The sequence below is a fragment of the Kribbella sp. NBC_01245 genome, from assembly GCF_036226525.1.
Lineage (GTDB): Bacteria > Actinomycetota > Actinomycetes > Propionibacteriales > Kribbellaceae > Kribbella.
In genome coordinates this window covers 3,623,405-3,642,045 of sequence record NZ_CP108487.1, presented here as the reverse complement: position 1 = coordinate 3,642,045, position 18,641 = coordinate 3,623,405, and the positions used below count along the sequence as shown (strand labels likewise).

The window sequence follows — 18,641 nt, the reverse complement described above, 5'->3', positions numbered from 1 at the left end:
TCGGAAATCTCTTGCGATTGATAGCGTGACGTGGTCGATATGTGGAAGTGTGGTCGAACGCGGGGCCGCGTGTGCGGTCCGTGGCAGATGCAGGCTGGGAGGCATAGGTGGGTGAGGTCGTGGCCGGCAGTGAGGCGCGGGGCACGCTGGGCACTGTGCGCAATGCAGTGCTGCTGCTTGAGTTGCTCAGCGAGGGCCAGGCCCATCAACAGCTGACCGATCTAGCCGAGCGCTCCGGCCTTTCGGTACCGACGGTGCACCGGTTGCTGCGGTCGCTGGTCCTGGCCGACCTGGTCGAGCAGGACTACCGGTCCGCCCGGTACGGACTCGGTCCCGGGGTGACCCGGCTGTCCCACCGCTACCTCGCGCGGCTGCCGATCCTCAGCGGGCTTTCGCCCTACCTGCTTCCGCTGCGCGACGCGATCGGCGCGACGGTCCAGGTCGCCGTCCTGGTGCGCGGCAGCGTGGTGTACGTCGACCAGGTGGACGGCGCGGGCGGCGGCATCTATCGCGACAGCCATCGGGTCACCGGCGCGCTGAGCACCGCAGCAGGCCGGGTGCTGGCCGCTGCGGCTGACGAGGAGGCTTGGCGACAGCTCACCGCGGCGGCCGCGCCGGCGGATCGCAAGATCGCGGAGGCAGAGCGGGGTTCCTGGCGTGCGGCCGCCTACCTGGTCACACCCGGAGGTGGCGCCGCGGGGCCCGGCGAGGTCGCCGTACCGGTCCTGGACAGCCAGGGCAGGGTCCTGGCCGCACTGGCCGCGACCCTGCCGCCGGGCGCGCCCCCGGGGCAGGCCGAGCAGACGGCCGAGCACCTGTCCCGGACCGCGCTTGCGGCAGGCCGGGCGGTCGGTCATGGCTGACCGCTTCGTCCCCGGCGAGCTCGCGGCCTGGGCTGCGGTCGCCGACCAGCTCGAATGGGACGAGCCGTGGACCTCGCTGTACGAACCGGAGGCGCAGGTCGGCCGCTGGTTCGCCGGTGGCCGGTTCAACCTGACCGCCAGCTGCGTCGACCGGCATGTCGGGCTGCGTGGCGATCAGCCGGCACTGCTCTGGGAAGGTGAGCCCGGCGACCGGCGGCAACTCACCTATCGCGAGCTGTACGACGACATGGTGCTGCTCGCCGGTGCCCTTCGTGGCTTGGGCGTCGCCGCCGGTGACCGGGTGGCGCTGCATCTCGGCTGGCTGCCCGAGACGGTGACCGCGATGCTGGCGTGCGCGCGCATCGGCGCGATCTACACGGTGCTGCCGACGCCTCTGCCGGCCGAGGCCCTGGCCGAGCGGCTGGCCGACTTCCGGCCACGTGTGCTTTTCACCCAGGACGGAGCGTGGCGGCACGGCACGATTCTGCCGCTGAAGGCCCGCGCCGACGAGGCGCTGACCGCTGTCGGCGGAGTGCAGCACACGGTCGTGGTACGACGTACCGGCGTGGACGTGGCCTGGTTCGAGGGCGACCGGTGGCTGCACGATCTCGTGGTCGGGGCAAGGCCCGGAGGCGCATCCACCGAGCAAGGCCGGGCCTCTCTCGACCCAGAACACCCGGTACTCGCCGTCCATCTGGCCAACCGGCGCGACCAGACGGTCTCGCTGCTGCATGGCGGGGCCACGCTGATCGCCTCCGCGCTCGCCGTGCATCGCCACGGGCTGGCGGCCGACGGTGTCTTCTGGTGCGCCGGTGACATCTCCTGGCTGGGTGCGCAGTCGCACGGCATCTACGGACCACTGGCGGCTGGTGCCACCGCGGTCATGTTCGAAGGCACCTTGGACGTGCCCACGCGGCACCGCGCCTGGGACATCGTCGAGCGGTACGGCGTGGCCACGCTGCTGACCACGCCGACGGTCGTCCGGCAGCTTCGCGGCTGGTCTCACCGCCCGCCGGCCCGGGGCGTGATCGCCAGCCTGCGCCGAGTGGTCACCATGGCGGAGCCGGCCGACCCGGCACTGTCGGAGTGGCTGCGCAGCGACGTCGGCCGGGGCCGGATCAGTGTCGCCGACGCGTGGGGGCAGGTGCAGCTCGGCGGCATCGTCACCGTCGACCATCCGGTCGAGACCGCCGCGCTACCGGATCCGGGGTTCGCGATCGTCGACGAGCAGGGCCGCGAGGTCGCGCCGGGCGAGCGTGGCGAGCTGATCATGCGGAGACCCTGGGCCGGAACGATGCGCAGCATCGAGGGTTCCGGAGCCGACGAGGTGGTACGACGGCACTGGCACCGCCCGGGGGCCTACTCGACGTACGACCGGGCTCGCCGCAGGCCGGACGGAACGCTGGAGTTCCTGGGCCGGATCGACAAGGTGGTCAGCGTATCGGGGCAGCTGGTGTCGCTCGGCGAGGTGCGCGAGGTGCTGCTCGAACAGCCGTTCGTCGAGGCGGCCGAGGTGTTCGAGCGGGCCGACCCGCAGCTTGGTCGATCGCTGGCCGCGGCCGTTGTGCTGACGCCGGAGGCACAAGCGGACGACGCGGTGGCCCGTGATCTGCTGGACGCGGTGCGCGAAGTGCTGGGCGGCTTGTCGCGCCCGCGGGCGCTCGCCTTCGTCGACCGTTTCGGCGAAGAGCTGTCCACGGACACGCTTCGCCAGGCCTTGGCCCTGCTCACAGCCGGAGCCGGGGACGAGCCGCTGTACCTCACCTGGGATCAGTTGCTCACGGCATCGGCTGTGAGGAAGTCCTGAGACGCATGGCCCGGCGTGCGAGCGGCAAACGCTTGCCCTAAGCCGTTGTCTCGCGGTGGCAAGGCTGCTGCCGGATTCGGCCAGGTTCAGGATCTTGTCGGAGCGACCGACCGGTCCCATGCTGATGAAACCTTTCAATCGGGGTACCGGCCGGGTCCGCTGAGGGCTTCGGATGAATCACAGGAGTCGGCATGAGCTCGAGAATGCGATGGACGGCAGCGGTGGCGGTGACGGCCGCCCTGCTCGCCGCGGTGTTGCCGGCAACAGGCCCGCAGGTATCGGCGGCCGCGGCAACGACCGCGGACAGCACGGCGATAGCGGACCCGCTGCTCGACCCGGCCGCCTTCGCGAACCCGCCGGCGGCGTTCCGGCCGAAGACCCGGTGGTGGTGGGCCACTCCCTACGACGCGGGGGAGTTCGCCGCCGAGATCGAGGAGGTCGCGAAGGCGGGTTTCGGTGGCGTCGAGGTGGCGTTCAACGAGGAGGGCTGGGCGACCGAGGCGCAGCGGGAGATGTTGCGGACCTCGCTGGCGGCCGCGGACCGGCACGGTATCAGCCTGGACATGACGATGGGAGCCGCGTGGCCGGTCCGCAGTCCCGCTGTCGACAAGAGCACGGGGCTGTCGGAGCAGGAGTTGCAGTACGGCCGACGCGACCTGCTCGGTCCTTCGGTGTACGCCGGCCCGCCGCCGGGGCCGGGGGACGGGACGGCTGGGACCCTGTATGCCGTCACCGCGGCTCGGGTCGTGCTCCCGGGCACTCCGGTGCCGGTGCCGCTGCTGGGGCCGAACCTCACGCCGACCGGTCCGACGGCCGCGCCAATGTACAGCACCGTGCTCGACCCGGCGTCCCTGGTTGACCTGACCGGCGCGGTGGATGCTGCAGGCAACCTTTCCTGGAAGGTGCCGCCCGGGCACTGGGTCCTCTTCGGGTTCTGGCAACGACCGGCCACCGAGAATGTGATGGACCACTTCAACGCGGACTCCGCCCGGGCGGTGGTGGACTATCTCGACGCGAACATGCTCGGTGACACCGCTTCGCTGCTGCCGGGGACGGGCGGGAGTTTCTTCGAGGACTCGCTCGAGCTCGACGTCGCCGAGGTGATGTGGACCGGCCGGTTCGCCGACGAGTTCCGCCGGCGGCGTGGGTACGACGTACGGAAGTACTTGCCGTTGCTGTTCGTCCAGGGCATCCACCACTATCCGGTGCTGGAGAAGTCGCCGGCGGCGGACTTCGACCTGCCCGGTGGTGCGGGTGAGCGGGTTCGGCACGACTATTTCCAGACGCTGACCGACCTGTATGTCGACGAACACATCCAGCCGTTCCAGCAATGGGCCGGGACTCATGGGATGCGGTTCCGGACCCAGCCGGCCTTCGGTGCCGCGCTTGACGTGACGCGGAGCGCGCGCGAGGTGGCGAAGGCCGGTGGCATCGCCGACGACGAGTCGCTGAACGCCGGCGATCCGGCGATGCTCGGCGACACCAACTGGCGGTTCGCGATGGATCACTACCGCAGCGTCGTCGGCGGCGTACATCAGGGCGGCGGCCGGGAGATCTCGAGCGAGCTGGGCGCGATGTTCTGGCGCGAGTACGAGCCGGGCCTTGCGGACCTGAAGGCCGTGATGGACAAGCAGTGGGCCGCCGGCGTCACGACGCCGATCCTGCACGGGTTCGCCTACCAGCCGCCAGGGTCCGCATGGCCCGGGCGCAGCCAGTTCTTCGGGATCGTCTCTGACAGCTGGAACCACCGGAACTTCCCGCAGTGGAGCATGTGGCGGCCGCTGACCGACTACTGGGCGCGGGGCAATCTCGTCTTACAACAGGGGCGCCCGCAGGTCGATCTCGCGGTGTACCGGGACGGGTTCCTCACGAGTGCGGCCAGCTTCGCGGCTCTGGCCACCGATGCGCTCAACCACCAGGTCGACCCGGCCTTACCGGCTCAAGTGCTCACGACTCCGGATGGGCGCGAGCTGGTAGACGACACGCTGAAGCTGAAGCCGTCCCGGCTCTTCGATGGCGAACCGCTCGAACGGGCCGGATTCACCTTCGAGTACGTCGACCCGCAGGGGCTGCTCGAACCGGGTGCCGCCGGCAACGGTGTGTTGTACCCGGGCGGACCGTCGTACCGCGCGCTGGTGATCGACGAGCGCGCGCTGCCGGCGACGGTGGCGGAGGCGATCGCCCGGGAGGCCGAGAAGGGCCTGCGGGTCGTGTTCGTCGGGGCGCTGCCGGACCGTGGGACCGGGTACGCCGCCGCCACCGACGAAGACACCCGCGTGCGTGCCGCCGTCCAGCGCATGCTCGCCATGCCTACGGTAGGACGCTCCACCGCCCAGGCAGGCGTACTCGGTGCGTTGGCGGACGCGGGTGTGACCCCTGCGGCGAGCTGGTCGCGAGCTCTTCCGGTGTACTCGAACCACCGGCGCACGGACGGCGTCGACTACTGGTACTTGTGGAACGCGGGAACCACCGCGGTGAGCTTCGACGGCTCTTTCCGCACCAGTGGCGCGCTGTCGGAGCTGAATATGTGGACGGGCGAGATCCAGCCGCTCGGTCGCTACCGATCCACTGGCGACCGGGTCGTCGTACCGCTCGAACTCGGACCGGGAGAGACGAAGGTGCTGGCCTTCCGGCACGGCCGTTCCCAGCAGCTGCACGCGGTGTCGGCCGATGCCGGGGAGGTCGTATCCCGCGACGGTGGGCTCGAACTGCGAGACACCAGCTCGGGTGCACACTCGGTCCGACTCAGCGACGGCTCGGAGCGCAAGGTCACGATGCCGGAGTTGCCAGAACCGCTTTCACCGGCGCGCTGGTCGTTGCACGTCGACGAGGTGGGACCGAACGGCCCGACCCCACACGACCTGGAGCTGACCGAGCTCGCCGACTGGCGCGACATCTCGGAGCTCTCGCGTGCTTCAGGTACTGGCACCTACAGAACGAGCTTGATGGTGCCGTCGAGCTGGGTCGCGTCCAACCGGGGGACCTTCTTGGATCTCGGCCTGGTTCATGGTGCGATCAAAGTGTCGATGAACGGTCAGCGTGTCGCGCCGGACGCGGTTGCCGGTCGCCGCTTCGACGTGAGCGAGTTCATCCGGGCCGGGAGCAACGATCTCGAGATCGTGCTGGCCACGACGTTGAAGAACCGGCTCGCCGGACTTGCGGTACGCGGTGATCCAAGACCTCTGACGATAGCGGCACAACCCGCGACTCAGCCGTATGGCTTGCTCGGGCCGGTGCGTCTGGTCCCCTTCGCGCGGGCCTCGATCTCCCGTGGGGAGGGACCACGATGAAGCGGCTGATGCTGGTGCTCTGCCTGTTACTGGCTGCCCTATCGGCCGCGACGGCCGCCACCGCCGCGACCGACTCGGCCCGGGTATGTGAGGAGAAATTGGTCAGCATGTCGGACGGTGTCCGGCTGCACACCTGGGTCAGCCGGGTGGCGCCGGACAAGCCGCGGCCGGTCCTCCTGGAGATCGAGTCCTACGCGCGTCCCGGTAACAAGTGCCCGACGTTCCTGCCCGGCGACTACTACCCGCATTTCCTGTCGCCGGAGCTCATCGACCGGTTCACCCTCGTGCATGTGAGCTACCGAGGGGCGGGCTCGAGCGAGGGGGTGTTCGACCTGACCGGGCCGGACACGCAGCGAGACGTCCGTGAGGTGATCGCCTGGGCGGCCGACCAGCCGTGGAGCACCGGGGACATCGTGCTCACCGGTCAGTCCGGCACCGGGTTCGCGGCGCACCACGGCCTCCGCGAACCGGCGGTGCGCGCGGCCGTCATCTACACCAGTTGCGCCGACATGTACCGCTGCTTTCGCCGCGGTGGCGCCGACAACGGACTGCCGGGCGTGTATCTCGCCGGGACCGAGAGCGGCTACCTCGGCGCGCTGGCGGACCGGCTACGCCTTGGAACCAGCACCAATCCCATACCGGTCGAGCAGCAGGCAGCCTTCGTCTCGGCGCTCGCGGCGACCAAGGCCCACGATGTGAACGACGGCTTCTGGTCGGCCCGGTCCGCACTGGACAAGTTGCCCGGGACAACCATCCCGGTGCTGTACACCACCGACCCCTACGACATCGTGCAGAGCTTCGACGCCTACCAGCGGACCCCCAACGCGCGGCTCGTGCTCGGCATGGGCCACACGTCGGTCGAGCCGGCAGTGGCCAGCGACGGCCGGCATGCTGAGCTCGTACGTCGTCAGGTGGATCGGTTCGTCGCGCACTACGGATTGGGTGACGACAACGGCGCCGAGCACGACCCGCGGGTCGTCGTCGCCACGACGACGGGCAGCAACGCCCGATGGCGCGCGGGTGAGGCGCTGGTGCGAAACGAGGCATCCTGGCCGTTGCCTGGCACGAACTGGACCCGGCTCTACCTCGATAGCGGCCCGAGCGGCACCGCATCGTCGCTCAACGACGGCACGCTCAGCGCGGTACCTCCGGAGATCGGGGCCGATGTCGCGCCGGTGATCTCGTTCCCCAACTCGCGAGGTGACTTCAGAACCACGGCCTGGCTCGCCGGCAGCGCGGCGCGAACAGACCAGCGCGACGACGAGCGCTCCGGGCTCACGTACACGACGCCGGAGCTCACCCGGAACGTGGAGCTCACCGGACCGATCACGCTGCGACTGGTCGCTTCATCGACCGCGCCGGACCTGGATTGGGCCGTGCGGCTGACCGACGTCTGGCCGGATGGCCGCAGCGAATGGATCAGCGACGGCCACCTGCGGGCGACCCTCCGGCAGGTCGACCAGCAGAAGTCCTTGCGCAACGCCGCCGGCGAGGTCGTCCGGCCCTGGCACCGCTTCGACACGGTCCAGCCGGTCCCCTTGGCGCAACCGGTCGAGTACCTCGTCGAGGTGGCGCCGTTGTCCAACGTGTTCCGGTCCGGGCATCGGATCCGGCTCGACATCCTGCCGGTGGCCGGGAGCAGCGTCGATGTACGGCTGGGCGGTGCCGGTGCGGTGACCATCCACCGTGGTGCCTCCAGTGTGCTCGTGCCGCTGATTCCCGCTCGCTGCCAGCGTTCGGTTCCGCTGCTGCCCTTCGGTGAGCCACCGGCTCGTTGCGCGACGTCGTGGACGGAGGCGATCCGATGAAGCGGTCATTGGCCGTTCTGGTCGCGGTGTTGGCGATGCTGGGCATCACAGGTCTGCCGTCGACCGCCGCGGAGGGCGTGCGGATCCGGGTGCTGTCCAACCGGGCGGATCTGATCTCTGGTGGTAACGCCTTGGTCCAGGTGCTGATGCCCATCGGTGCGGATCCGGCGCGGATGCGGGTCGCCCTGGATGGCAGGGACGTCACCAACTCTTTCGCGGTCCGCGCGGACGGGCGCTACCTCGGCTTGGTCGACGGACTGCGGGTCGGAGGCAACGAACTGACCGCGCGAGGTCCGGGCGGTGCGGCCCGCATCAGGATCACGAACCACCCGATCGGCGGCCCGGTCTTCGCCGGACCACAGGTGCAGCCCTGGCTCTGCACGACCGACTGCGACGCCGCCACCCGGTTCGACTTCTTCTACAAGTCGACAGATCCGCTGAAGCCCGGCTTCCGGCCGTATGACGTGGAGCATCCACCGGCCGATATAGCCCGTACGACGACCGACCGCGGCGAAAACGTCCCCTTCATCGTGCGGCGTGAGACCGGGACGATGGACCGGGGCACGTACGCCGTCGGCGTACTGTACGACCCCGATCGGCCCTGGGAGCCGTGGTCTGCACAGTCCGGCTGGAACGGCAAGCTGATCTGGCCCTTCGGCGGCGACTGCAAGCCCTGGCACCGACAGGCCGAACCGATCGACGTCCTCGGCGGCGTACAGCTCGATCCCGACCTCGGCGGCCTGATCGATCCCGGTCTCGACGAGGCCCTCGGCAGCATACTCGGCAACGGCAACGCGGCAGTCGGGTTGTCGCGCGGGTTCATGGTGGCGACCAGCAGCCTCAACAAGCTGGGGGAGCAGTGCAACCCGGTGGTCTCGGCCGAGGCGGTGATGATGCTCAAGGAGCACATCACCGAGACCTACGGGCAGATCCGCTACACCATCGGTGCAGGCGGCTCGGGCGGTGCCATGCAGCAACACCTGATCGCGGCGGCCTACCCAGGGCTGCTGGACGGGCTCCAGCCGGTGAGCGGATTCCCGGACACCTGGTCGGTGGTCAACGAGGCCGAAGACTGCCATCTGCTGATGCGCTACTTCGACACCGTGTCCCCACACCTGTGGCTCCTCGAGACACAGCGGAGCGCCGTCCTCGGCACGCTGGGCTCGCTCGGCTGCCGGACGCAGTTCGACGGACCGCACGGGCTCGGCACGCCGGTCGTCGGCAACTACGCCGGCACCTGGATGGATCCCTCCAACGCGACCGGCTGCGGTCTGCCGGCCGAACAGGTGTACGATGCCCAGGCCAACGGGCAAGGGGTGCGCTGTACCTTGCAGGACTACCTCGTATCGATCGTCGGGCGCCGCGCTTCCGACGGGTTCGCGAACCGCCAGTACGACAATGTGGGTGTCCAGTACGGGCTCCGGGCACTGGAGTCGGGAACGATCACTCCTGAGCAGTTCGTCGACCTGAACGAGAAGCTCGGCGGACTCGACGTCGACTGGAAGCACCAGCCGCAGCGCAGCACCGCCGATCGCGCGGCCCTGGACGTCGCTTATCGCTCAGGACTACTGAACCAGGGGCGCGAGCTGGCGAAGGTGCCGATCCTCGACGTCCGCGGTCACGACAACTACGAGATCCACGCCGATTTCCACAGTTACGAGATGCGCGCGCGGCTGGACCGTGTCAACGGGCATCATGACAATCAGGTGATCTTCACCGGCTTGAGACCGCAGGTTCCAGACCCCACCTCGTTCACCACCGCCTTCGACCTGGTCGACGAGTGGCTGAGGCGGATTGAGGCGGACCCCAGCGGCCTCCCACTCGAGGAGAAGGTGCGGCTGCACAGGCCTGCGGCCGCCGTCGACACCTGCTGGTTCGAGGGTCGCCCGGTGACCGACCAGGCGACTTGCCGGGCCCTGTTCCCGTACTTCGGAGACCCGCGGATCGCAGCCGGTGGCCCGCTGTCCGACGACGTCCTGAAGTGCGAGCTCAAGCCGCTCGACCGTGCCGACCACCGCGTCAGCTTCACCGATGCGCAGTGGCAGCGTCTCCAAGCCGCCTTCCCGTCGGGGGTGTGTGACTACCGGAAGCCCGCGGTCGGGAAGCAACCAGCTATCGCGTGGCTCTCGTACACCGACGGGCCCGGCGGGCGTGCGCTCGGACAAGCGCCTGTCTCGTCACCGATGGAATAGCACCAACCGAGAAAGGTGGTTCCCGATGTCTTTTCCGTCGATGGCTCGCGTGGGGCTGGTCGCCGTACCGGTGCTCGTGTTCGCGACCCTGGCGCCACCAGCGTCCGGTTCGACCGCGACGCCGAGCACCGGGAGGTGTGGTGACCATCCATGGTGTGACACAACACTGTCGCCGGACGAGCGGGCCGGGAGGCTGCTCGGCTTGCTGACCTTCGACGAGAAGGTGTCGTTGCTGGCCGGCGACGACCTGTTCGGCGTACTCGGCGGTGAAGGCACTCACACCGGTACAAGCGATGGGGTGGAGCGGGTGGAACTGCCCACGACGTTCTACAGCGACGGACCCGCTGGCCCGAGGCAAGGCAAGGCGACGGCGATGCCGTCCCCGCTCGGCCTGGCCGCCACCTTCTCGCCGCTATGGGCGCAGCGCCACGGCGCCGTTGTCGGTAACGAGGTCAAGCACAAGGGCAACGACGTCGTGTTCGCGCCGACCGTCAACATCATGCGCACTCCACTGGCTGGCCGGACCTTCGAGGGGTACGGCGAGGATCCGTACCTCTCGGCCCGAACCGGAGTTGCTTGGCTCCGCGGTGCGCAGAGCGAGGGCGTGATCGGCAACGTCAAGCACTTCGCCGCCAACAACCAGGAGGGACAGTTGGCGGTCCCCCCGCTCACCGGGCTGATCGGAAGCCGATTCACCACCAACGCGGTGATCGACGACCGAACCCTGCGGGAGATCTACCTGCCGGCCTTCGAGGCGGCCGTCAAGGAGGCAGGCGTCGGCTCGGTGATGTGCTCGTACAACCGCGTCAACGGTCAGTGGGCCTGCGAGAACCAGCGACTGCTCAACGAGATCCTGAAACAGGAATGGGGATTCAAGGGTTTTGTGCTGGCCGACTACGGCGCCACCCACAGCACTGCCAACCAGCTGAACAACGGCCTCGACTTCGAGCCCTGGCCGGGGTTGAGCTACTCGCCGCTGGCCGTCAAGGGGGCGCTGCTGACCAGCCAGGCCGGCTCGGCCGCGGTGGACGAGCACGTGCGCCGCATCCTGCGCACGCTGTTCGCTTTCGGCTTCTTCGACCGACCGGCGTACGCCGACGACGAGACCCGGATCGACAAGCCGGGCCACGCCCGAACCGCAGGGGAGGTAGCGGAGCAGGCGATCACCCTGCTGCGCAACGACGGCATCCTCCCGCTGGACGCGACCAAGCTGGGCCGGATCGCCCTGATCGGCGAGGAGGCCGAGCAGTTCAAAACCGGCGGCGGCTCGTCCCAGATCGACCCATACTCCTTCACAACACCCCGAAAGGGCATCGAACGCCGAGTGGGCGCGGACAAGGTGACCTACGACGACGGCAGCGACGCCGACCGCGCGGCCTCGGTCGCCGCAGCCGCCGAAGTGGCCGTCGTCTTCGCCTCCGACAAGGCCTCCGAAGGATCAGACAAGGCCTCGCTCGACATCGACTCCGGGCAAGCGGGCGACCAGGACGCGCTGATCGAAAAGGTAGCCGCCAAGCAACCCAACACCATCGTCGTCCTGGAGACAGGCGGTCCGGTGCTCACGCCCTGGCGATCGAAAGTGCGCGGCCTGCTGGAGGCCTGGTACCCGGGAGCCGAAGGTGGCACCGCGCTGGCCCGGGTGCTCTTCGGCGACGTCGACCCCGGCGGCCGGCTGCCCGTCACCTTCCCGCGGGGCGAACGGGATCTGCCGACCACCGGCGGCGATCCTGAAGCCTACCCTGGTGTGCTGGAGAACGCCGTCTACAAGGAGGGCGTCCTGGTGGGCTACCGCTGGTACGACGCTCGCGGCGTGACACCGGCGTACCCGTTCGGGTACGGGTTGTCGTACACCTCGTTCGCCTATAGCGATCTGCGGATTGCCCGCGGTACGCCTGGCAGCCGCGTGGCGGCGTCAGTGAGCGTCAAGGTGACGAACACCGGCAAGAGGACCGGGACCGCGGTGCCGCAGTTGTACCTGGGCCTGCCCAATCCGGCGGTAGGCGTCGAGCAGCCGCCGAAGCAGCTGAAGGGATTCGAGAAGGTGACCCTTGCCCCAGGCAACAGTGCGCGGGTCACCTTCCAGCTCGACGAGCGCGCCCTCTCCTACTGGAGCACCGAGGCCGGCGACTGGCGAGTCGCACCCGGCTGCTACGACGTACAGGTCGGCTCCTCGTCCCGCCACCTACCGCTGCAAAGCACTATCAGCGGGGGGCACGGCACCGTGGACTGCTAGGGGTCTCGCCGGTCGTCGATCAGAGCCTCCGTCCGGGCGCTGATCGACGACCGCCGTCAGACCGCGGTGGATGCCACCGACTTGCGGAGATGTCGCGGAACCACTTGTGGGTGTCGGTGATGGTGAGGGTTACTGGTAAGGCCGCTCCGAGGAAGAGGTGGGTGACGACGTACTTGGTGTTGGAGGGGATGATGCCGGTTTCGTCGGCCGCTGAGGTCGCGACCTGGCCGAGGAGTTGGCAGGTGGAGTTGTAGAAGTACCGGTCCAGGTCCCAGGTGCCGACGCCTGCGCCCTCGACCGAGATGGCGTGGGCGCCGTCGCCGGACTCGCCGGTGAGGGTGGTGACGTGACCGTCGGTGTCTTGGCTGGTCGGGGGAGCCTTGCAGGTGTTGACGAACTCGGTGCCGGTCACGCCTGGATCGACGACGTTGGCGGGGTCGCCGGCGGCGATGGTGAACTGCTCGGTCACCGGAGCGTCCGGCGGCGACGGAGGCAGCGGCTCGACCTGCTTGACCACCCGACTGCAGTGTTCCTGCCGGCCGACATGCTCGGCACCATCCGTCGATCGTCGCGTCACCGTCGGCGCGTTCGCGATCGTGCACGGCGGCGCCACGGTCGGCCGCGACACCCGCATCGGGCGCCGGACCGTTGTGGGCGAGCCAGAGTATGGATATGCCGTACGCCGGGTCTACCCGGGCACCGGCGCATCCACGGTGGTTGGCGCTGGGGTGGTGCTGCCTCCCGGGGCCAGCATCTATGCAGGGGCCACCATCGGTGACGACACCACGATCGGGCACAACACACTGCTGCGGACCAACGTCAGGGTTGGCTCCGGCAGCCAGCTCGCGGCGAACCTGACCATCGAGCGCGGCTGTGTCATCGGCGATGGGGTGCGTTGTTCGCCGGGGTCGCACCTGACCGCCGACACCGTGATCTCGGACCGGGCATCGGCGCCGGGGTGCGCACCATCAACGACAAGGAATTGATCTGGCGCGATCCGGACCACGAGCAGCCGCTGCTGCCTCCGTCATTCGCCTACGGCTGCAAGGTCGGCTCCGGTGTGGTCATCCTCGCCGGCGTCACTGTTGGCGAACAGGCCCTCGTCGGCGCCGCATCGGTCGTGACCAAGGATGTGCAGGCCCGCACCATTGTCTACGGTGTGCCGGCTACCCAGCATGGGGAGGTGACCCTGTGAGCAGCGCCTCGACCTGGCTGGACCCGCTGCTCTGTGCTTATCACCTGCGTGGCCGTCCGGGCCGGCAGCCGGCGAGGGTGTAGGTGCCGCGCTTTGCTTGGGGTGCCAGGCCGTAGTAGATGCGTGGTGCGCCGTCGAGGGTGAGGGTTACGTGGCCGTTGGTGGTCGGAAGTTCGGGACGCTGCTCGCAAGCGGTCGCGACGTACGACTGGTGCTGCTGATGATGGGTGGCGCGAGTTGCCTCGCGCTGCTGCCCGCGGTGTTCGCGGTCGCGGCGATCGTGCTGCAATTCGTCCCACCCAGCCAGCGCTGGTTCCAACTCGCGCCGCTCGATCAGACCCGCGGTGAGGTGCTGTGAATACCCGGCTTTAGGGCTTCACTGGACGTCGTGTCCGGGGCGCTGCTTCTCGTAACGCTTCCAGCGTTGCTCGTGGCGCTTGTAACGCTGGGAAGCGGGTAGCCGGCCCATGCCCAGGTGGTGGAGGATCCGCCAGACGCCAGACGCCAGACGCCAGACGCCAGACGCCAGACGCCAGACGCCAGACGCCAGACGCCAGACGTGCTGATCGTGACGTCGTGGTATCGCTTGAGGTACATGGCGATCTTCTGCGGCCCGAAGTGGTAATTCGACCGCAGATGAATGATCTTCTCGACGACTTCGGCACGAGTTGCATTCGGGCTGGACCGCGGCCGCCTGGACCGGTCACGCAGACCATCGGTGCCCTCGGTCTCGTAGCGGCGCAGCCAGGCATAGTAGGTCTGGCTGCTGATGCGGTAGTACCGGCAGGTCATGGCCACGTTGCCGCTGACTTCCTCGACATGATGCAAGACCGCCAGACGCCGACGCGCCTGGTGGTTCAACTCACTCACCCGAATTCCTTCAGTGATCAAGAGGCCCGAGTGTCAACCATCTCCGTCAGTTTAGAGGCGTGAAGAGTGCGTTTGCTGGAATGCGATCCCTCGGCCATCTACGATGTGGATGAGGGAACCATAATTTAGGAGGGGTGAGTCGTGGCGCGTGCGATCGGCCGTGAGGCGGGACCGGGGACGCAGAGTGTCGAGCGGGCGTTGTCGCTGTTGGCCGAGTTCACCGAGGCGCATCCGCAGCGGCGAGTCTCCGAGCTGGTCGCGGCGACCGGGCTCGGACAGTCCACCGTGTCGCGGTTGGTCGCTGCGTTGGTGGCGCTCGGTTTCCTCGCCTACGACCAGCGCAGCGGCCTGTACGGCATCGGGCCGAAGGTGATCACGCTGGCCGGTATCGGGCTGAACGAGATGCCCGTGCACCAGCAGGCCCGGCAGGTCGCGCAGAACCTGGCCGCCGACCTCAACCTGGGTGCCAATGTGGCCGAGCGGCGTGGCGCGGAGATGTTCTACCTGTGTCATTTCGAGGGCCGCGCGGTCGGTCGGTCGTCGACCCTGGTCGGCCGGACCGGTCCGCTGCATGCCACGGCCATCGGAAAGGCGCTGATCAGCGAGCTGCCACGTGCGGAGTGGCAGGAGCTGCTTGGCGAGGACCTGGCCCGCTACACGCCGCACACCGTGACGGCGCATGCCCAGTTGGAGAAGATGCTCCGGCTGGTGCAAGAGCGGGGCTATGCCCTGGAAGTAGAAGAGCTGGCCTTCGGCCGTGCCTGCCTGGCCGCGCCGATCCGGGACCGAACGGGTGCGATCGTCGCAGCCCTGTCGGCATCCGGCCCGCTGTCGGCGATGGACTTGCCGCACCGCGAGGAGTCCCTGGCCATGCAGGTCATCGAGCAGGCGGACCAGATCTCGTCGGGCCTCGGTTACCACGCGTCGGCCGCGGTGAGCTGACCCGCCGCACCACCAGTACTGCGGCAAGCCCGGCGGCGGCCGGGCCGAATAGCAGTGCGGCCGGTGCGACGTACCAGGCCCCGACAGCCAGTACGGCGAGTACGCCGGCCACCGCGAGTGGTGGTCCTGGGTGGCGCCAGCTGAGGTGGATCGTCAACGCCCACAGGGCTTTCGCCGACCGTGGGCCGACCGTAGCTGCTGCGGCAGGCAGTAGCCACAACGTGACCAGGTAGCCGAGCAGGACCATCGAAAGGGGCAGGGCCAGCACCGTCTGTCGTGCAGTGGACAGGTAGAACAGCAGGACCCAGACAGTCGCAAGAGGCAGGCCTAGTACAACCTGACCTCGGCCGAACCACTCACGCCACGCCCTCCAGAACCGGGACCATGGGCGCACCTCGACCTCATCCAGGTAAGCCAGCAGCACATGGTGGGCCGCCAGTGTCGCGGGAGCCAGTCCTGCGATCAACAGGCCGGCCGCAACGCCCACGATCCACAGCAATGTGACCAGTGCAAGCCGCACAGGCCAGTCGAGCAATCGGTAGACCGGGGCGGCTCGCCCTGCCAGCTCAAAGTCAGGCATCCCTCAACCTGGCTTGCAGATCGGCCCGGCTGACAGCGGCAGGGGAGAGGACAGACAATCCGCCGTCAACTGGCAGCACCACCCCGGTGATGGCTGACGCTCTCGGCCCGGCCAGGAATGCCACGGCATTCGCAACCTCGAAAGGCCTGATGGTGCGGCCTATCGGGTAACCCGCTGCGGCATCCGGCAACGACTCCCCACCGACCATGCCGGGCGCTACTGCGTTCACCCGGACTCCGCGGGCCGCGTAGTCCACTGCGAGCTGGCGGACGAGGGCATCGACGCCGCCCTTGGCTGCTGTATAGGCGGCGGTCCAGGGAGCGGCGACCAGCGTGTTGACCGACGACACGGCAACCACTGCGGCCGCGTTGCTCTCGAAGAGGTATGGCAGTGCGGCCCGGACCGGATAGAAGACGGTGTCGAGTGTGTTCGACAGGGCGCTGGTCCACTGCGCATCCGTGGTTCGGTGGGCCGGCTCGAGCGGCATCCGTGCGGCCGCGGTGACCAGGACGTCCAGCCCGCCGAACTCGGCCACCACTTGCTCGACCACCTCGGTCGCTTTTACCGGATCGGAGCAGTCAGCAGCCAGATGCAGGTCGAGGCCATCCACCGGCTTGTCCTCCAGCGAAGCGCCGGCGACCCGGCAGCCATCCGCGACCAGCGCGGCGACGATCGCCGTACCGATGGCCGTAGTGGCCCCGATCACCAGGGCGCGGCGGGTCACCGGATGCACGCCGCGCGCACGGCATCCTCGTCGACCTCGATGCCGAGCCCCGGCCCGGCCGGTACGGCGAACCCGAGCATGCCTGGCTCCAACGGCGTCACCAGGACGTCGTTCACCGGCCCGAACAGCATCGGGTGGAACTCGTACGCCAGCAGGTTCCCGATCGCCGCCGAGGCATGGATGCTCGCGGCCATGATGACCCCGAGCCCGGACGAGTGGTGCGGGGCCAGTGGCGTGAACCAGGTTTCGGCGACCGCCGCGAGATCCAGCAGTTCGGTGATCCCGGTGCGGCCAGGATCGGGCTGCAGGATCGAGACGGCACCGCCGACCAGCCACGGCTTGAACTCCTGCCGGTGCCGCAGGCTCTCTCCGATCGCGACCGGCGTATCGATGCGCCGAGCCACCTCTGCATGCCCGGCCACGTCCTCGAAGCCGACCGGCGCCTCCAGGAACCAGGCGCCGAGACTGTCGAGTCCCCGGCCGAGCCGGACCGCCTCGGCGACTTCGTACACGCCGTGGATGTCGACAGCGACCAGCAAGTCGTCGTGGACGTTGCGGAGGGCCTCGACCGTCGCAAGGTCGGCCCGCACGCCGTAGCCGAGTCCGAGCTTCACCTGCCGTACGCCTTGGTCCACCCACTCCCGCGCGATGGCAACCCGCTCGCTGTCCTTCTTCCCCGGTAGCCCCGACACGTATGTCGGTACTACCTCCCGCTGGGCTCCGCCGAGCAACTGGTGCACCGGCACCCCGGCGATCCGGCCGGCCAGGTCCCACAGCGCCACATCGATCGCGGCGACCGCGTCGCCCTGGTGTCCGCCGAGGTGGCCCCGCTCCCGCATCAGGGCGCGAAGGGCGGTGACGAGCGGGCGGACCCTGGTCGGGTCGGCTCCGAGGAGGGCGGGCTTCAGCAGCAGCTCGATGATCTTGGCCGGAACCTCCGGAGCCACCGGCGCCAACGCCTCACCCCAGCCGACCGAGCCGTCGTCCGCGGTCAGCTTGACCAGCAGGGCCTCCCGTCCCGAGGCGTAGATGCTCGGCCACGGCGGCTTGGTGGTGTAAGCGCGGTCTGTTCCCAGCACCAGAGGAAAAACCTGTACGTCGATGATGGTCGGCATCAGCGAATCCCCGTCAGCGGAGTGGTTCCGGCAGGAAGGTCCAGCCGGTCGAGTATTGCAGTCAGGCCCGCCCGTGCCCTGCTGTCGAGCTCACGGGCCGGCACCCGGACCGTGGCGTGCTCGATCAGTCCGCGGCGAACCAGCACTTCCTTGTGCACGGCCCAGGCGATCCCGGACTGCAAGCCGAACACCAGCAGCGGCAGCAGGAGGTCGAACCGGGCCCGGGCGTCGTCGTAGCGGCCTGCCCGCCAGTCGGTGAAGACGGCCGACAGGAGGTCGGGGATCTCGCAGGCGGGCATCGAGCCGACCGCGCCGGCTGCTAGTTCGTCCAGCAGGAACTGGGCGTTCTGCCCGCCCAGGACGACGAAGCCGGGCTCGTCGAGGCGATCCACCACGGCGGCGACTTTCAGCGCGGTCGGAGGTGCTTCGACCTTCACCGACGTGACCCCCGGGATGCTGCTGAGCTCGGCGATCTGCTGCGGTGACATGGCCACCCCGGTGACACCCGGAGCGTCCTGCACCATCACCTCAGGGCCGACCGCGGCCACGGCCGCATAGAACAACGGGAGCTGCGCAGGGCTCGCCGGGACCATGTACGGCGGCAACACCATGACGGTGACGGCTCCACCTGCCGCTGCTTCCGTGGTCTGCTCGACTGCCGTCACCGTCGAAGTCGCCGCGACCCCGACCACCAGTGGCACTTGGCCGGCCACCACCTCGGCTACCGCGCTGGTGACCAGCCGGCGCTCGGCCGCGGTCAGGGCGAACGCCTCGCTGGCCATGCCGAGCACGGCAACGCCGTCGACCCCGCTGGCCAACTGGAACCCGGTCAGCCGGCGCAGGCTCGGCAGATCCAGGCTGCCGTCGGGATGGAAGGGCGTGGCCAGGATCGGGACCAGGCCTTGGACGGGGTGGGTCACAGGGTGCTCCTCGGTGATCGGTATTCATCATCCGATGGATGCTTGACGAGATCCATCATGTGCGTAAGGCTGCCACATAGTGGATAACAACGTCCATGATTC

The 18,641-nt window shown here is 68.8% G+C and carries 16 protein-coding genes; 10 read left to right on the top strand and 6 right to left on the bottom strand.

From position 1 onward, the window contains the following. The first annotated feature begins 107 nt into the window (after positions 1-107). From OG394_RS15980 to OG394_RS15955, 6 genes are all read left to right on the top strand, one after another. Positions 108-863, top strand: a complete 756-nt coding sequence (locus OG394_RS15980) for an IclR family transcriptional regulator (RefSeq protein ID WP_328996147.1) — start codon at positions 108-110, stop codon at positions 861-863. Continuing rightward, entirely contained in the window at positions 856-2,670 is a 1,815-nt protein-coding gene (locus tag OG394_RS15975) for an AMP-binding protein (RefSeq protein WP_328996146.1), read from the top strand. The genes OG394_RS15980 and OG394_RS15975 overlap by 8 nt, the downstream gene beginning before the upstream one ends. 191 nt (positions 2,671-2,861) lie before the next feature. After that, on the top strand, positions 2,862-5,960 hold the full coding sequence (locus OG394_RS15970; RefSeq protein WP_328996145.1) for a glycosyl hydrolase: 3,099 nt from the start codon (positions 2,862-2,864) through the stop codon (positions 5,958-5,960). Then, entirely contained in the window at positions 5,957-7,768 is a 1,812-nt protein-coding gene (locus OG394_RS15965; protein ID WP_328996144.1) for a CocE/NonD family hydrolase, read from the top strand. Before OG394_RS15970 ends, OG394_RS15965 begins: the two co-directional genes overlap by 4 nt. Next, positions 7,765-9,960, top strand: a complete 2,196-nt coding sequence (locus tag OG394_RS15960) for a DUF6351 family protein (protein ID WP_328996143.1) — start codon at positions 7,765-7,767, stop codon at positions 9,958-9,960. Before OG394_RS15965 ends, OG394_RS15960 begins: the two co-directional genes overlap by 4 nt. 25 nt (positions 9,961-9,985) lie before the next feature. Beyond that, complete coding sequence (locus tag OG394_RS15955; protein ID WP_328996142.1) at positions 9,986-12,193, top strand: beta-glucosidase family protein; 2,208 nt, start codon at positions 9,986-9,988, stop codon at positions 12,191-12,193. Between the two features lie 19 nt (positions 12,194-12,212). On the opposite strand, the gene OG394_RS15950 is transcribed toward OG394_RS15955, so the two are convergent. Further along, positions 12,213-12,827, bottom strand: a complete 615-nt coding sequence (locus OG394_RS15950) for a hypothetical protein (RefSeq protein ID WP_328996141.1) — start codon at positions 12,825-12,827, stop codon at positions 12,213-12,215. A gap of 16 nt (positions 12,828-12,843) precedes the next feature. Here OG394_RS15950 and OG394_RS15945 point away from each other — a divergent pair, with 16 nt between their 5' ends. From OG394_RS15945 to OG394_RS15935, 3 genes are all read left to right on the top strand, one after another. Next, positions 12,844-13,179 (top strand): hypothetical protein, encoded by a 336-nt coding sequence (locus OG394_RS15945; protein WP_328996140.1) that lies wholly within the window; start codon positions 12,844-12,846, stop codon positions 13,177-13,179. Beyond that, positions 13,152-13,388: a hypothetical protein gene (locus OG394_RS15940; RefSeq protein ID WP_328996139.1), complete on the top strand. Its 237-nt coding sequence runs from the start codon at positions 13,152-13,154 to the stop codon at positions 13,386-13,388. Before OG394_RS15945 ends, OG394_RS15940 begins: the two co-directional genes overlap by 28 nt. Before the next feature lie 151 nt (positions 13,389-13,539). After that, a complete protein-coding gene (locus OG394_RS15935; RefSeq protein WP_328996138.1) occupies positions 13,540-13,746 on the top strand; it encodes a hypothetical protein in 207 nt (68 codons plus the stop codon). On the opposite strand, the gene OG394_RS15930 is transcribed toward OG394_RS15935, so the two are convergent. Then, entirely contained in the window at positions 13,722-14,258 is a 537-nt protein-coding gene (locus OG394_RS15930; protein WP_328996137.1) for a helix-turn-helix domain-containing protein, read from the bottom strand. The genes OG394_RS15935 and OG394_RS15930 overlap by 25 nt on opposite strands. A 141-nt stretch (positions 14,259-14,399) precedes the next feature. Between OG394_RS15930 and OG394_RS15925 the strand changes: the two genes are divergently transcribed. Next, positions 14,400-15,200 (top strand): IclR family transcriptional regulator, encoded by an 801-nt coding sequence (locus tag OG394_RS15925; RefSeq protein ID WP_328996136.1) that lies wholly within the window; start codon positions 14,400-14,402, stop codon positions 15,198-15,200. On the opposite strand, the gene OG394_RS15920 is transcribed toward OG394_RS15925, so the two are convergent. The 4 genes from OG394_RS15920 to OG394_RS15905 are packed head-to-tail and all read right to left on the bottom strand — an operon-like array spanning position 15,136 to position 18,539. Then, the gene (locus OG394_RS15920) at positions 15,136-15,780 is read right to left on the bottom strand and encodes a YesL family protein (protein WP_328996135.1); all 645 of its coding nucleotides are present in this window, start codon (positions 15,778-15,780) and stop codon (positions 15,136-15,138) included. The two genes, OG394_RS15925 and OG394_RS15920, sit on opposite strands and share 65 nt — an antisense overlap. Continuing rightward, on the bottom strand, positions 15,773-16,513 hold the full coding sequence (locus OG394_RS15915; protein ID WP_328996134.1) for an SDR family NAD(P)-dependent oxidoreductase: 741 nt from the start codon (positions 16,511-16,513) through the stop codon (positions 15,773-15,775). Before OG394_RS15915 ends, OG394_RS15920 begins: the two co-directional genes overlap by 8 nt. Further along, positions 16,501-17,619: a mandelate racemase/muconate lactonizing enzyme family protein gene (locus OG394_RS15910; RefSeq protein WP_328996133.1), complete on the bottom strand. Its 1,119-nt coding sequence runs from the start codon at positions 17,617-17,619 to the stop codon at positions 16,501-16,503. Before OG394_RS15910 ends, OG394_RS15915 begins: the two co-directional genes overlap by 13 nt. Next, a complete protein-coding gene (locus tag OG394_RS15905) occupies positions 17,619-18,539 on the bottom strand; it encodes a dihydrodipicolinate synthase family protein (protein WP_328996132.1) in 921 nt (306 codons plus the stop codon). The genes OG394_RS15910 and OG394_RS15905 overlap by 1 nt, the downstream gene beginning before the upstream one ends. Between the last annotated feature and the right edge of the window lie 102 nt (positions 18,540-18,641).